This window comes from Variovorax sp. PDC80, from assembly GCF_900115375.1.
Taxonomy (GTDB): domain Bacteria; phylum Pseudomonadota; class Gammaproteobacteria; order Burkholderiales; family Burkholderiaceae_C; genus Variovorax.
This window is the reverse complement of record NZ_FOWG01000015.1, coordinates 124,351-138,705: the sequence shown is the minus strand read 5'-3', so window position 1 is coordinate 138,705 and position 14,355 is coordinate 124,351. Positions and strand designations below refer to the sequence as shown.

15 protein-coding genes are annotated in these 14,355 nt (G+C 69.2%); 5 read left to right on the top strand and 10 right to left on the bottom strand.

All coding sequences use genetic code 11. The features are described from left to right. Positions 1-4: 4 nt before the first annotated feature. Both BM109_RS33860 and BM109_RS33855 read right to left on the bottom strand, forming a co-directional pair. Positions 5-991 (bottom strand): AraC family transcriptional regulator, encoded by a 987-nt coding sequence (locus BM109_RS33860; RefSeq protein WP_093352996.1) that lies wholly within the window; start codon positions 989-991, stop codon positions 5-7. Positions 992-1,089: 98 nt separating this feature from the next. Continuing rightward, on the bottom strand, positions 1,090-1,986 hold the full coding sequence (locus BM109_RS33855; protein WP_093353246.1) for a DMT family transporter: 897 nt from the start codon (positions 1,984-1,986) through the stop codon (positions 1,090-1,092). Positions 1,987-2,092: 106 nt separating this feature from the next. On the opposite strand from BM109_RS33855, the gene BM109_RS33850 reads away from it, so the two are divergent. Then, positions 2,093-2,986, top strand: coding sequence for a LysR substrate-binding domain-containing protein (locus BM109_RS33850; RefSeq protein ID WP_177239538.1), 894 nt, complete (start codon positions 2,093-2,095; stop codon positions 2,984-2,986). Positions 2,987-3,005: 19 nt separating this feature from the next. On the opposite strand, the gene BM109_RS33845 is transcribed toward BM109_RS33850, so the two are convergent. Next, complete coding sequence (locus BM109_RS33845; protein WP_093352991.1) at positions 3,006-3,593, bottom strand: TetR/AcrR family transcriptional regulator; 588 nt, start codon at positions 3,591-3,593, stop codon at positions 3,006-3,008. A 200-nt stretch (positions 3,594-3,793) separates the two neighbouring features. Between BM109_RS33845 and BM109_RS33840 the strand changes: the two genes are divergently transcribed. Beyond that, on the top strand, positions 3,794-4,915 hold the full coding sequence (locus BM109_RS33840) for a branched-chain amino acid ABC transporter substrate-binding protein (RefSeq protein ID WP_093352988.1): 1,122 nt from the start codon (positions 3,794-3,796) through the stop codon (positions 4,913-4,915). A 75-nt stretch (positions 4,916-4,990) separates the two neighbouring features. Here BM109_RS33840 and BM109_RS33835 read toward each other — a convergent pair whose 3' ends face one another. Both BM109_RS33835 and BM109_RS33830 read right to left on the bottom strand, forming a co-directional pair. Continuing rightward, positions 4,991-5,296 carry a type II toxin-antitoxin system TacA family antitoxin gene (locus tag BM109_RS33835; RefSeq protein WP_371269137.1) on the bottom strand — a complete coding sequence of 102 codons (306 nt, stop codon included), beginning with the start codon at positions 5,294-5,296 and terminating at the stop codon, positions 4,991-4,993. A gap of 125 nt (positions 5,297-5,421) precedes the next feature. Continuing rightward, on the bottom strand, positions 5,422-6,240 hold the full coding sequence (locus BM109_RS33830; RefSeq protein ID WP_093352986.1) for a helix-turn-helix transcriptional regulator: 819 nt from the start codon (positions 6,238-6,240) through the stop codon (positions 5,422-5,424). 212 nt (positions 6,241-6,452) lie between these two features. On the opposite strand from BM109_RS33830, the gene BM109_RS33825 reads away from it, so the two are divergent. The 3 genes from BM109_RS33825 (at position 6,453) to BM109_RS40995 (ending at position 8,781) form a co-directional block, all read left to right on the top strand. Then, the gene (locus BM109_RS33825; protein WP_093352984.1) at positions 6,453-7,802 is read left to right on the top strand and encodes an aminotransferase class V-fold PLP-dependent enzyme; all 1,350 of its coding nucleotides are present in this window, start codon (positions 6,453-6,455) and stop codon (positions 7,800-7,802) included. Further along, positions 7,799-8,251 (top strand): RidA family protein, encoded by a 453-nt coding sequence (locus BM109_RS33820; RefSeq protein WP_093352983.1) that lies wholly within the window; start codon positions 7,799-7,801, stop codon positions 8,249-8,251. Before BM109_RS33825 ends, BM109_RS33820 begins: the two co-directional genes overlap by 4 nt. Before the next feature lie 110 nt (positions 8,252-8,361). After that, positions 8,362-8,781: a type II toxin-antitoxin system Phd/YefM family antitoxin gene (locus BM109_RS40995; RefSeq protein WP_143129317.1), complete on the top strand. Its 420-nt coding sequence runs from the start codon at positions 8,362-8,364 to the stop codon at positions 8,779-8,781. Between the two features lie 42 nt (positions 8,782-8,823). Here the strand turns inward: BM109_RS40995 and BM109_RS33810 are convergent, their stop codons facing one another. The 5 genes from BM109_RS33810 to BM109_RS33790 all read right to left on the bottom strand — a co-directional run bounded on the left by BM109_RS33810 (position 8,824) and on the right by BM109_RS33790 (position 14,354). Next, positions 8,824-10,335 (bottom strand): tripartite tricarboxylate transporter permease, encoded by a 1,512-nt coding sequence (locus BM109_RS33810; RefSeq protein WP_093352978.1) that lies wholly within the window; start codon positions 10,333-10,335, stop codon positions 8,824-8,826. Between the two features lie 41 nt (positions 10,336-10,376). Continuing rightward, the gene (locus tag BM109_RS33805; RefSeq protein ID WP_093352976.1) at positions 10,377-10,865 is read right to left on the bottom strand and encodes a tripartite tricarboxylate transporter TctB family protein; all 489 of its coding nucleotides are present in this window, start codon (positions 10,863-10,865) and stop codon (positions 10,377-10,379) included. Between the two features lie 140 nt (positions 10,866-11,005). Continuing rightward, a complete protein-coding gene (locus BM109_RS33800; RefSeq protein WP_093352974.1) occupies positions 11,006-12,376 on the bottom strand; it encodes a sensor histidine kinase in 1,371 nt (456 codons plus the stop codon). Beyond that, a complete protein-coding gene (locus BM109_RS33795) occupies positions 12,373-13,098 on the bottom strand; it encodes a response regulator transcription factor (RefSeq protein ID WP_093353241.1) in 726 nt (241 codons plus the stop codon). The genes BM109_RS33800 and BM109_RS33795 overlap by 4 nt, the downstream gene beginning before the upstream one ends. 56 nt (positions 13,099-13,154) lie before the next feature. Next, positions 13,155-14,354, bottom strand: coding sequence for a PQQ-dependent sugar dehydrogenase (locus BM109_RS33790; RefSeq protein ID WP_093352972.1), 1,200 nt, complete (start codon positions 14,352-14,354; stop codon positions 13,155-13,157). Between the last annotated feature and the right edge of the window lies 1 nt (position 14,355).

Genomic DNA, 14,355 nt, shown 5'->3' with positions numbered 1-14,355 from the left:
TGGTTCATGCCTGGTCGGCGGTCTGACGCTCGCGCCAACGGGAAGGGGTGGTCCGCTCCCAGCCGCGAAACGCGCGGGCGAACGAATTGGGCTCGACGAAGCCGAGCAGCATGGCAATGGCCACCGGATCGAGCACCGTGTTGGCGAGCAGCCGTGTCGCCGTGGTGTGCCTCACCGCGGCGAGCTGCTGCTGGAAGCTCGTCTCGCATTCGTCCAGGCGACGCTGGAGCGTGCGGCTGCTGAGGTGGAGCCGGCTCGCCACCGCCGCGATGCCGGGTTGCAGGCCTTCGCTCAACTGGCGCGCGATCGCCACGCGGGTCTCGGCCACGAGCGGGGACAGGCCCTCGCCGTGGGCCGCCCTCTGCTCGAGGCCATCGAGCACCCGCGCGAAGGCCCCGCCGTCGGCAGTGACGAACGGCACGTCCAGCGCCGCGCGGTCGAACACCATCGCGTCGTGCGTGGCCCCGAAGACGATGGGGCATCCGAAGTGGCGGCGCAGCAGCGCCTGATGCTGGGGCCGACGCGCCAGTTCCAGTCGAAGGGGCGCGATCCGTCCGGCGCTGCCGTGCCGCGCCAGCTCCCGCAGCGAGGCCATGGTCATGTCGACGAGCAGGCGCGGCACCTCGCTCGTCGCCAGCAGCCAGCGATAGCGCACCGTCGCTTGCTCGCCCACGGTCTCGACCTCGACGAGCTCGGGGCAGGTCAGGCGCTTGTAGCGCGAGAGGGCCGCCAGCGCGCGGCGAAAGTCGGGCGCATGCAGCGCCACGATCGAGGCCACGCCATAGCCCCGGGCGATCCCTTCGGCACCGAAGCGAAGTCCCGCGGATGGATCGTCGAATGCCTCGTCCGCCGCGGCCCAGATGCGGAAGAACTCGCTCGTGCTCCACGCGTTCGATGGCTTCACGCCGGCACGCTCGCACAGCCGCTCGATGGGGAGCCCGGACTTTGCGAGAACGAGGGGAGACACCGAGAAAGTGTCGTGGCGAGTCATGCGCAAAGAATAGGAGCGCGGGGAGCGCCCGACAAATCCGATCGCGCCAAAAAGGGGGCCGCGGGGATGCGGACCGCTGGTCGACGGCTTGCAGAAAGCTACCGTGCGCGCCGCACCGAAGTCCCGATCGCGATGCCCGCCACGATCAGCCCCGTCGCCAGCAGCAGCGCGCCATCGGGCCTTTCGCCCAGCGCGAGGTCGGCCGCCAGCAGGCCCACCACCGGCACGCCCAGCAGCCCCATCGAGGTCACGGAGGCCGGCAGGTCACGGTTCACGGTGTTCATCGCCCAGTAGGCGAGCACGGTGCCGATGAGGTTGCTGTAGCCCAGCAGCGCGACCAGCTCCATCGACCACGCGATGCGCGGCACGCCCTCGATGGCCAGCGCCAGCAATAGCTGCGCGATGCTCGCCAGCAGCATCTGCCAGGGCAGCAGCTGGAACGGCGGCGTGGTCCACCGATGGGCGCGTCCGTAGACGATGCAGGCGGCCCAGCAGGCCGCGGCCAGCAGGATCAGGCCGTGGCCGCGCACCACGTCGGCATCGCGCCAGTCGACGGCCGCGGGCTGCAACAGCACCAGCAGCCCTGCCACGCCGAGCCCCAGGCCGGCGGCGCGGCGCGCGGTGAAGGCCTCGCCGAGGAAGAAGCGGGCCGCGGGCAGCACCCACAGCGGCGTGGTGTAGGCCAGCACCACCGAGCGGCCCGCGCTCAGGTACTGCAGGCCCAGCGCGGCCAGCACCGAGAAGGCCACCATGTGCAGCAGGCCGACGCTCAGGATCACCGGCAGGTCGTGCCGTGTCGGCATGGCCAGCCGGCCCGAGGCCGGCAGCACCACCCACAGCACGATGCAGGCCGGCACCATGCGCAGCGTGGTGGCCCAGATCGGCGTCACGTGTTCCAGCACCACCTTGCCGACGCTCCAGTTGACGCCCCAGGCACCGATGACGATCGCGAGGAGAAGGACGGCGGTGCCGGGCGGCGAGGCGTTCGAGGACATGGCTGACGGTGGGCAGGGGATGGAGCGGAAGCCGCTCAAGATAAGCCGCTCCGCGCCCCTTCGCCAGCGATCCTTCTCTACACTGGCCGTGAAACTAATTCACACCATGGACCTCCAGCAACTCCCCCCGCTGACGGCCCTGCGCGCCTTCGCCGCGGCCGCGCAAGCCGGCAGCGTGGTCGGCGCGGCCGACCGGCTCAACGTCACGCACAGCGCGGTGAGCCACCAGCTCCGGCTCATCGAATCGTGGCTGGGCTGCAAGCTGTTCGACCGCCATGCCGCGGGCGTGACGCTGACCGACGCCGGCCGGCGGCTGTTCGCCAGCACCGCGCGGGCACTCGACGACATCGGCCAGGTCTGCGCCGATATCCGCGGCCAGCGGCCCGCCACGGCGCTGACGCTGGCCTGCCCCGGCAGCTTCATGCTGCAGTGGTTGATCCCGCGGCTCGACGATTTCGAGGCGCGGCATCCGCAGGTCGTGCTCAACCTGCAGACCGGCAGCGACCTCGGCCGGCTGCGCGCCGGGCACATCGATGCACTGGTCTACTGCGGCCGCGGGACGCATCCGCGCGAGGTGAGCGAGATCCTGCTGGCCGACAACGACATCGGGCCGATCTGCACGCCCGCGCAGGCGAAGACGCTGGCCCGGCCACGGGACGTGCTGTCGCATGCGCTGCTCGGCACGGAGTCCTATCCCGCCGGCTGGGCGATCTGGGCGCAAGCCAATGGGCTGGACGCCGCACGGCTGCGGCCGCGGCGCTCCTTCGGTCAGTGGGTCTACATGATCCAGGCCGCCATCGCCGGTCTCGGCGTGGGCATCGCGCCCTCGGTGCTGGTGCGCGAGGAGCTCGCGCAGGCACGTATCGCGGCCCCGCTGGGCTTCGTGCCCAGCGGCGACCGCATCTCGCTGTGCGTGCTCAGACGCCGCGCGCAGGAGCCGGCCATCGCCGCGCTCGCCGACTGGCTCGGCACGCTGCACGGCCAGCCAGCAGCCGGCTGACCCCGCGGCCGCGCGGGCCCTACACGATGCCGTGCAGGCACATGTCGCTCGCCTGGTCGGCCAGCGTCTCGAGGCTCAGGCGCCCGGTGGGCTGGTACCAGGTGTAGGTCCAGTTCAGCATGCCGTACATCAGCATCGCGTGCGTGGTCGCGGCCTGGCGGTCCTTGAACTTCTGCGCGTTGATCTCTCGCAGCAGCGCGCACAGGAAGCCCACCAGCTTCTGCTCGTTGGCATTCACCTGCGCGCGCACCTCCTCGGGCAGGTGGTAGACGTCCTCGATCAGCACGGTGTGGCGGTCGCGCTGCTCGTAGTAGTACTTGAGGTGGGCAAGGAAGTAGTTGCGCAGCCGCGCGCGCGGATCGATGGGTGCCGACACCAGGTCCGAGGCGATCGCCACCAGCGCGCTCACGTGCTCGCCGAGCATCTCCGCGAGCATCGCTTCCTTCGAGGGGAAGTAGTGGTACATGCGCGACTTCGACGCGTTGCAGGCGGCGCCGATGTCGATGATGTTGGTGTTGCGAAAGCCGTTCTTGGCGAAGAGGGACGCGGCCACGTCGAGGATCGTGGCCCGGATGTCGTCGAAGTTCTCGGATTTGGTTCTGGCCATGTCGGCATCGCCCGCAAAAGAAAAATGGTTCGTTCGAAACACCCGCGCCTCGCGCATGTTTCGTCCGCCCGCCCTGTATGCAGCCGGGCGAAACAGCGAAATTTATTCCGTCCGGACGGCCTACTCTAACCGAGGCCTCGCGACCTCGCGGCGGGGCCCCTTCCTGGTCTTCCCGATCCACCCGCCCCACGGAGCCGCGCATGAATCCCGCTGTACGCCACGCCCTCGCCTCGCTCGTCGTCGCCATCGCCACCACCGCGCAGGCACAGGATGCGCCCGTGCGCATCGGCATCGCCGCGCCGCTGACGGGTGGCATCGCCCATCTCGGCAAGGACATGGAGAACGGCGCTCGGCTCGCCATCGAGGACCTCAACGCGCAGGGCCTCGCGATCGGCGGCCGCCGGCTGCGCTTCGAGGCGGTGGTCGAGGACGACCGGGCCGATCCCGCCAGCGCCACCACCGTGGCGCAGAAGCTGGCCGACATGCAGGTCAACGGTGTGGTCGGCCATCTCAACTCGGGCACCACCATTCCCGCGGCGCGCGTCTACAACGACGCCGGCATCCCGCAGGTCGCGCCGGCCGCGACCAACCCGCAGTACACGCGCGCCGGCTACAAATTCGCCGCGCGGCTCATGGCCACCGACGTGCAGCAGGCCGACGGCATCGCCGGCTACGTCGCGCGCACGCTGAAGGCGAAGACCGCCGCCGTGATCGACGACCGCACCGCCTACGGCCAGGGCCTGGCCGACCAGGTGGTGGCCGACCTCGGCAAGGCGCAGGTCAAGGTGCTCAAGCGCGAGTTCGGCACCGACCGCACGACCGACTTCTCGGCCATTCTCACCACCCTGCGCGGCCTCAAGCCCGACGTGATCGTCTACGCGGGCGCCGACGCGCAGGCCGCGCTGGTCAACCGGCAGATGAAGCAGCTCGGCCTGAGCGCGACCTTCATCGCGGGCGACGGCGTGTGCACCGGCGAATGGAGCAAGCTCGCGGCCGGCGCCAACGAGGGCGCCTACTGCTCGCAGGCCGGCGCGCCACGCGAGGCCATGGCCGCCTTCGCGGCCTTCAACCAGCGCTACAAGGCGCGCTTCGGCGCCGACGTGATCGTGTTCGCGCCCTATGCCTACGACGCGGTGATGGTGCTGGTGGAGGCGATGAAGAAGGCCGGCTCCACCGATCCCGCGGTGTACGGACCGAAGCTCGCGGGCGTGACGCTCACCGGGCTGATCGGGCCGATCGCCTTCGATGCACGCGGGGACAATCTGCGGGGCACGGTGACGATCTATCAGGTGCGTGGGGGGAAGCTGGTGGTGGCGCCGTAGTTCGACGCCGGGCGGGCCGTCATCACAAGATCGGGCGATGAATTCCCGGTAGCCCGAGCGACGCCGCCATCCAGTTCATGCCTCGGAGTTCTTGTGCCACGGAGCCCGCACCGTCTTGAGTCGCTCAAGACCGGTGTTCGGTGCCAGCGGTGCATCCAGCATCGCGTTGAACGTCCGCAAGCGCACGGCATCCAGATTGAAGAGCACCTGGTCGAGGATCACTGACTGCGCACGATCGCAAGCGGCTTCGCGCATGAATTCGGAGCGTTCCTTCCCCAGCAGCTTCGCCGCGCGGTCGATCATGTGCAGCTGTTCGGGCGACGCCTCGAAATGGATGGTTGCAAGACGCACGGTGCGCTTCTCTTTGTTTTTACGGTTCATGGACGCACATTGGCCCGCACGCAGAGTCACTGTCAAGACCCAAAGTGATGCCTCTTGTCATCGAGACACCTCGACGAGCCGACCTCGACACCAACGCGTTTACGCACAGCGCGCACTGACCCCAGCTACTTCGAGAACCCCTCGCGCTTGCGAATCTCGTCGAGGTAGTTGTAGATCGAGAAGCGCGACATGTCGAGCGCCGCCGCCGCGCGGCCCACGCTGCCCTTCACGATGAACAGGCCGCGCCGCAGCATCTCCTCGACGGCGTGCACCTTCTCCTCCTTGTTCATGAGCTGCACCGGCTTGCCGAAGGTGCGGATCGCCGAGCGGATGATCTCGCCCATCAGCAGGTCCATGTCGGGTGATTCCTCGCGCGACTCGGGCGTGGCCGCGGGCGCAGGCGCGCCCTGGATCGCATGCTCGAGCCAGGCGTGCGCGAGCTTGAACACGGTGAGGTCGGCGTTCATGCACAGCGCCGCGAACGGCGTGCCGTCGGCATCGCGGTAGATCACGGTGGCCGACTTCAGCGGCGTGCCGGTGCCGGTCAGCGTGGGATAGACATTGACCACCGAATGGCCGCTGCCCGAGAGGTCGGTGGCGGCCGACCAGGCGGCGCCGAAGGCGCGGTCGTCCTTCGGGCCGCTGAGGATGGTGCTGCCGACCTTGCGGCCCGACACGTGGCCGTTGGCGATCGCGACCACCGAGGCATCGGGCTGCGTCAGGTCGTGCAGCACCAGTTCGGTGTTCGGCCCGAGCATGCGCCCCATCATCTCCACCACGGGCTTGAGCACCTCGACGATGCGCCGGCGCTCCTCGGCGATGGCCGGCGGCACCGTCGTGGCCTTCGAGGGTTTGGCCGCGCGCGAGCGTGCACGCGAGGCCGGCGGCGGCTGCGCGGTCGAACGGGCGCTGGAGGTCTCGGCGGTCTTGCGGGTGGCTGGCATGGACGCGAAAGTCGAAGGAAGGTCGAAGGGGAGTGAAAGCCCTGATCTCCGATTTCAACAAACTGTTGAATACTTGATCTGGCGTTGATTCTGGCACATGTCTTGCAGGTCCGGCCGGCCCTGGGGTCCGCCCGAAACGACGCGGCAACTGTAGGGCAAGGTGCGCCCAGAAATTCAACATTTCGTTGATACATCAACAAGGAGTTCATATCATGCCGAGTTCGAACCATCCCGCCGCTACCGCGGCGCCCCTGCCGGCCTCGCCGCCAGTCACCTCCCGCCGCCATTGGCTCAAGTCCCTCGGCGGCGCTTCCGTCGCGGGCGTGCTCGGCAGCCAGCTCGTCGCCTGCGGCGGCGGCTCGGGCTCGTCGGGCGGTTTCCTGCCCTTCGCCTCGGCCGCGCCGCCGCCGGCCCCGCCGAGCGACACGCCCACCTTGCCGGCCAAGGCGCTGTTCCCCGGCGTGGCCGACCGCGTGTACCTCAACGGCGCGGCCGACCACCCCTGGAACCAGTACGCCACCGACGCGCTGAGTTCCTACGCGCAGTCCAAGCTCTCGCTCGCGAGCGGCAGCGCGACCGCCACCGCGAAGTTCGCGGCGCTGATCAATGCCGATGCCGACGAGATCGCCTACGTGCCCAGCACCTCGATGGGCGAGTACCTCGTGACGCGCGCGCTCGGGCTGCCCGAATCGGGCGGGCGCGTGGTCACCGACGCGCTGCACTTCGTGGGCTCGTTCTACATGTACGAGCAATACCGGCTGCGCGGCCTCGACGTGCTCACCGTGCCGATGGACGCCAACCACCGCATCGCGCTGGCCGACCTCGACAAGGCCATCTCGCCGGGCACCAAGCTGGTGGCCATTTCGCACGTGTCGCTCTACAACGGCTTCACGCACGACCTCAAGGCCGTGTGCGACCTCGCGCATTCGCGCGGCGCGCTGGTCTACGTCGACCTGATCCAGTCGGCCGGTGCGGTGCCAGTGGACGTGAAGGCGGCCGGCGTCGACTTCGCGGGCTGCGGCACCTACAAGTGGCTGATGGGCGACTTCGGCTTCGCCTTCCTCTACGTGCGCAAGAGCCTGCTGCCCAAGCTGCAGCGGCCCTGGTACGGCTACCGCCAGACGCGCAATTTCGCGGCGCCGATCCTGCACGTCTATCCGCTCGACCCGCCCGGCAGCGTGCCCTACGAAAGCGTGCAGATCGATTCGGTGTCGGGCTACTTCAGCGGCTCGTTCCCGGCCTCCTCCATCGAGGCCGCCTGCGCGGCGTCCATCGACTGGATCCAGAGCGTGGGCGTCGACAGGATCCAGGCCTGGCGCAAGCCGATGACCGACGCGCTGCAGGCCGGCCTGCGCGCCAAGGGCTTCCAGGTGGTGACGCCGCCCGACAGCAGCTCGCCGATCGTGACCTTCGCCTATGCCAATGCCGCGCAGCTCGCGAGCCGGCTCGCGCCCGAAAAGATCGAGATCACCCTGCGCGCCAACCATGCGCGCATCTCGCCGTCCGTCTACAACGACATGAACGACATCGCCAAATTCCTCGCCGCGATCGGAACGCCATGAAACGCCACACCCTCTTCGGCGGCGCCGCGCTGGCCTGCCTCGTGCTCGCGACCAGCGCCTGCGGCGTCGCGCCGCGCCATCTCAACTCGGGCAAGGTGCTGCCCACCACCCTGCCCTTCTCCGAGGCCGTGCAGGTCGGCCGCACGCTCTACCTGTCGGGCCAGATCGGCAATCTGCCCGGCAGCCTCAAGCTGCCGCCGGGCGGCATCGGTCCCGAGTCGAAGCAGGTGATGGAGAACATCAAGACCACGCTCGAAGCGCATGGCCACACCATGGCCGACGTGGTGAAGTGCACCGCCATGCTGGCCGACATGAGCGAGTGGGGGGCCTTCAACGAGGTCTACAAGGGCTACTTCGCCGAAGGCCGGTATCCGGCGCGCAGTGCCTTCGGTGCGACCGCGCTGGCCTTCAATGCGCGGATCGAGGTCGAGTGCATCGCGGCGAAGTAGCTCGTTTGCCTTCAGAGCCAAGGCAGCGATTCCACTGATGGGGGCATCCGGATATTTGTAGAAGTGCGCATCATCAAGAAAATGCGCACTTCCATTCCGGGGACTCTGCCATGCAAATCGTGAACGCCATCGACGTCGAGAGCCAACTCGGCGAGCTTCTCGACGATGTCGAAAAGGACGAAGGTGCCAGCGTTCTGATCGAAAGGGATCGCCGCCCCGCGGCGATGCTCTTGAGCGCTCAAGTCGCCGAGAAGGCCATCCTGGGAGCCTATGCTCACGGCGTACTGCCGCGCGCTGTCGCGATGCAGCTACTTGGTTTGGATTGGTATGGCGATCTTTTGCAACGAATGAATCTTCATGCCATAGAGCATCGGTCAGCCTCGGCCGAGGATGCGCGTGCCATGAAGCAAGCGGCGGATGATGCGCTGCGATTCCCGGGTGAAACGCATGGGCTTACCACTCCTCACTTGACCACCAAGCTCACGAAGAAAGGGAATCCCCGGATGAAGGGCTCGGGCAGCGGGTCTTAGGTACCCGCTCCTGCCCAGGAGCCCCTGGGGACTGCATCCCCTTCAATCCTCGACAAACGCCTCCTCGCGCTTCGCCTTCACCGAAGGCAGCAGCACCACCACCAGCAGCAGCAGCGCCGCCGCAAGCAGCCCGGCCGACAGCGGCCGCGTGACGAACACGCTCCAGTCGCCGCGCGACAGCAGCAGCGCGCGCCGCAGGTTCTCTTCCATCATCGGGCCCAGGATGAAGCCCAGCAGCAGCGGCGCGGGCTCGCACTTGAGCTTGAGGAACAGGTAGCCCACGATGCCGAAGATCGCGACCATCCAGACGTCGAAGGTGTTGTTGTTCTCCGAGTACACGCCCACCGCGCAGAACAGCACGATCGAAGGGAACAGCCACTTGTAGGGAATGGTCAGCAGCTTGATCCAGATGCCGATCATCGGCAGGTTCAGCACGATCAGCATCAGGTTGCCGATCCACATCGAGGCAATCAGGCCCCAGAACAGCTCGGGGTTGCTGGTCATCACCTGCGGGCCGGGCTGGATGTTGTGGATCGTCATCGCGCCCACCATCAGTGCCATCACGGCGTTGGGCGGGATGCCCAGCGTCAGCAGCGGGATGAAGGAGGTCTGCGCACCGGCGTTGTTGGCCGACTCGGGGCCCGCCACGCCGCGGATGTTGCCCTTGCCGAACGGCACCTCGCCGTTCTTGAGCTTGATCTTCTTCTCGATGGTGTAGGCCGCGAAGGCCGACAGCAGCGCGCCGCCGCCGGGCAGGATGCCCAGGGCCGAGCCGAGGGCCGTGCCGCGCAGCACCGCGGGCGTCATGCGGCGAAAGTCTTCCTTGGTAGGCCACAGGCCCTTGACCTTGGCGGTGAAGACCTCGCGCTCGTGCTCGGGCACCGCGAGGTTGGCGATGATCTCGCCGTAGCCGAACACGCCCATCGCGATGGCGATGAAGCCGATGCCGTCGGTGAGTTCGGGAATGTCGAAGCTGTAGCGCGCCACACCCGAGTTCACGTCGGTGCCCACCAGGCCCAGCGCGAGGCCGAGCAGGATCATGGTGATGGCCTTGAGCAGCGAGCCCGAAGCCAGCACCACGGCGCCGATCAGGCCCAGGATCATCAGCGAGAAGTATTCGGCCGGGCCGAACTTGAAGGCCAGCTCGGTCAGCGGCGGCGCGAAGGCGGCCAGAATCAGCGTGCCCACGCAACCGGCGAAGAAGGAACCGAGCCCCGCGGCCGCGAGCGCGGGCCCGGCCCTCCCCTTGCGCGCCATCTGGTAGCCATCGATCACTGTCACCACTGATGATGACTCCCCTGGCAGGTTGACCAGGATGGCGGTGGTCGAGCCGCCGTACTGCGCGCCGTAGTAGATACCGGCCAGCATGATGAGCGCCGACACCGGTGGCAGCGCATAGGTCGCGGGCAGCAGCATCGCGATGGTCGCGACGGGGCCGATGCCGGGCAGCACGCCGATCAGGGTGCCCAGCAGGCAGCCGACGAAGGCGTAGACCAGGTTCTGCGCCGTGAAGGCGACGCCGAAGCCGATCGAGAGGTTGGTGATCAGGTCCATGGTTCTCTTGTCTTTGTCTTTTCGTTCTTCTTGTAGCGAAATCAGCCGGCGATGAAGGTCGGCCAGACCTGGAACTGCAGCTTGAGCGCGACCACGAAGGCCAGGTAGCTGCCGAGCGCGAGCACGGTGGCCAGCAGGGTCACGCCCTTCCAGCCGAAGTTGTCGCCCGCGAGGCTGGCGATGAAGGTCAGCGCATAGATCGCGACGATCAGCCCCATCGACGGCAGGCCGATGCTCGGCAGCCCGCCGAGCAGCACGCCGAAGACCAGGTTGGCGCTGATGATGAACACCAGCGGCTTCCAGGCGATGCGCCCGATCGGCTCGCCGTCGTCGGTCTCCACCGACAGCGCCTTGAGCGTGATCAGCACGCCCATCAGGGCGATGAGGATGCCGACGATCAGCGGGAAGTAGCCCGGGCCCATGCGGGCGCCGGTGCCGACGTTGTAGTTCGTGGCGCCCCATGCGAAGGCCACGCCGAAGGCGCTGAAGAGCACGCCCGAGCAGAAGTCTCTCTGACTCTTGATTCTCACCGTTGATGTCTCCTGGGAATTGCCTGGGACCGCGGCGCGGCCCATGCGGCTGGCACGTGAAAGTGCGAGCCGCCGATCCTAGGAATTCGCGCCCGCGCTGTGCGTGAACACAACATTGCCGTTCGGCAATGTGGCGCGCCTCAGTCGCCGCCGCCGGGCAGGTCGATGCGCACGCGCAGCCCGGGCGCGGCATCCTCGAACGCGAGCTGCCCGCCGTGCAGCGCGATCACCGCGCGCACGCTGGCCAGGCCCAGGCCATGGCCCGGCGTGCTGCGATCGAGCCGGTGGAAGCGCACGCCGATGCGTTCGCGCTCGGCGGCCGGTATGCCCGGGCCGTCGTCCTGCACGAAGAGCTGCGCGCGGCCGTTCACGGTCTGCGTGCCAATGCACACCACGGCACCGGCGCCGCAGTACTTGAGCGCGTTGTCGACCAGGTTGGCGACCGCGCCCGCGAGCAGGTCGCGGTCACCGAGCGCCGTGGCCGCCTCGCACGGCATGCGCCGCAGCACGATGCCCTGCACCTCGGCCACGGCCTCGTAGAGCTCGGCCACGTCGTCGGCGATCACGTGCAGCGCCACCGGCGCGAACTGCTGGCGCCGCGCGCCCGCCTCCACTTCGGCGATCTGCAGCAGCTTCTCGAACACCACCGCGAGCTCCTCGAGCTCGCGGATCGCGGTCGCCACGGCACCGCGCTGCGCATCGTCGGGCGGCAGGCCCAGCTCCACCGCGCGCAGCCGCACCAGCACGCGTGTGAGCGGCGTGCGCAGGTTGTGGGCGATGGTGTTGGAGACATGGCGCACGCCGTCCATCAGCGACTCGATGCGGTCGAGCATGGCGTTGATGTCCTGCTCGAGCAGCGCGAACTCGTCCTCCTCGCCCGAAGGCGCGACGCGCTCCTGCAGTTCGCCGGCCGCGATGCGCGCGGCCGTGCGCCGCACCGCGCCCACGCTGCGCTCCAGCTCCTGCCGGAACACGAAGGTGCCGCCGATCAGCAGCAGCACCGCGACGATGCCGGCCGCGGCGCTCGCGCTCGCCACCAGCGACTCGATCGACTCCTGGTCGCGCAGGTCGTGCCCCACCACCAGCGTGGCGCCGTCGGGCAGCGGCCGCATCACGAGGTAGGCGATGGCGCCCTGGCCGCCGCGCAGCACGCGCCGGTGCACGCCATCGCCCGCGTCGGGCGCGCTCGAGGGCATCTGGTCGAGGTTGCCCGCGAGCTTGCGGCCCTCGCGGTCGACCAGCAGGTAGACCTCGTTGTCGGAATGCCGGTCGTCGGCCAGCAGGTGCCCGATCTCGCCCGCCACGCCCTCGAGGCCGCGCGCCTCGTGGCGCACCCCCAGTTGCTGCACGCTGGCCGCCACCTGGCGCACCATGCGCTGCTGCAGCACGCCCACGGTCTGCATGTAGACGATCGCCAGCGAGGCCAGCATGGTGATCGCGACCAGCAGCCCGTAGTAGAAGGCCAGCCGGAAGCCGACCGAGCGCCAGAGCTGGCGCAGCGCCGGGATCATCGGCGCGCGGGCGCGGCGGCCGGTGCAGCCTCGGGTTCGGGCTCGGGCGGCGCCAGCCGGTAGCCCGCGCCGCGCACCGTCTGGATCAGGGTCGGCGCGCCGCCCGCGTCGAGCTTGCCGCGCAGCCGGCTCACCTGCACGTCGATCACGTTGGTCTGTGGATCGAACTGGTAGTCCCACACGGCCTCGAGCAGCATGGTGCGCGTGACCACCTGGCCCGGATGCATCATCAGGTAGGCCAGCAGGCGGAACTCACGAGGCTGCAGCGCGATGGGACGGCCCGCGCGCTTCACCTGCCGGCTCGCGAGGTCGATGGAGAGGTCGGCCACCTCCAGCGTGCGGATCTCGGGCCCGGTGCGCGAGCGCCGCACCAGCGCCTCGGCGCGCGCGGCCAGCTCCGAGAACGCGAAGGGCTTGGCCAGGTAGTCGTCGCCGCCGGCCTTGAGGCCGCGCACGCGCTCGTCGAGCGCGCTCAGCGCGCTGAGCACCAGCACCGGCGTCTTCTTGCCGAGCGCGCGCAGTGTCGAGAGGATCGACAGGCCATCGACCTCGTTCGGCAGCATGCGGTCGAGGATCACGAGGTCCCAGGCTTCGCTGGTGGCGCGCGCCAGCGCATCGGCGCCGTCGCGGCTGATCACCGCCACGTGGCCGAGCGCGCGGAAGCCCTCGGCGATGTAGCGGGCGTTGTCGGCGTCGTCCTCGACGATGAGGCAACGCCACAGGGGAGTGGGATGGATCACGCCTGCGATTGTGCCGCCCGCTGCCGCCCGCGCCGGCGCTACAGGCTCGCGTCGGCGCGCGCGACGCGCACCACGCGGCCCTGCACCCCGTCCACCAGCAGGTACAGCCCGCCATCGGGCCCCTGGCGGATGTCGCGGATGCGCTCGCCGAGCTCGGCGAACAGCGGCTCGCGCCGCACCACGCGCGGCGCGGCGTCCTCGCCCGCGAGCTCGATGCGCCACACGGCCTTGCCGGCCAGCGCGCCCACGAGCACGCTGCCCTTCCATTCGGGAAACTGGTCGCCGGTGTAGAGGATCAGGTTGCTCGGCGCGATCGCCGGCAGGCCCCAGTGCACGAGCGGCGGCGCGAGGCCGGGCCTGGCGGTGCCTTCGCCGATCGGCGCGCAGGTGTTGTATTCGCAGCCGAAGGTGACGAGGGGCCAGCCGTAGTTGCGGCCCTTGCGCACCACGTTGATCTCGTCGCCGCCCTGCGGTCCGTGCTCCGCCACCCACAGCTGGCCCGTGCGCGGATGCACGAAGGCGCCCTGCGGATTGCGATGGCCGAGGCTCCAGATCTCGGGCCGCGCGCCCGCGCGCTGCGCGAAGGGATTGTCGGCCGGAATGCCGCCATCGGTGCGGATGCGCACCGTCTTGCCCTGGTAGTAGCCCAGCGACTGCGCGCGCATGCGGTCCTCGGGCGCATAGCGATCGCCGAGCGTGAGGAACAGGTGGCCGTCGCCCGAGACCGCGAGCCGCCCGCCGAGGTTCTCGCCGATCGCGATCTTCGGCGTCTGGCGGAACAGCACCTTGAGCTGCTCGACGCGCGCGCCGTCGTCGCTGAGCCGCGCCCGCGCGACCGCGATGCCGTTGCGCCCGGCGCGGCTGCGGCGTCGATCGACCTCGGTGTAGCTCAGGTAGATGAGGCGGTTGGCCTCGAAGCCCGGATCGATCGTGACGTCGAGCAGCCCGCCATGGCTGCGCTGATCGACGGCCGGCAGGCCGCGCACCGGTATCGAGACCTTGTCGCCCTGCGCATCCACGATGCGCAACCGGCCCGCGCGTTCGGTCACCAGCAGGCGGCCGTCGGGCATGAACTCCATGCCCCAGGGCAGCTCGAGCCCGGCCGCGTAGGTGCTGGTCTGGAAGGCGGTGGGCGCGGGCCCGCGCGCCGCGTCGGCGGTGTGCCCGAGCAACAGGCCCGCGCACAGCAGACCGGCCCGCAAGCAGGTCGACAGGGAGGGACGGGGTGCGGTGTTCATG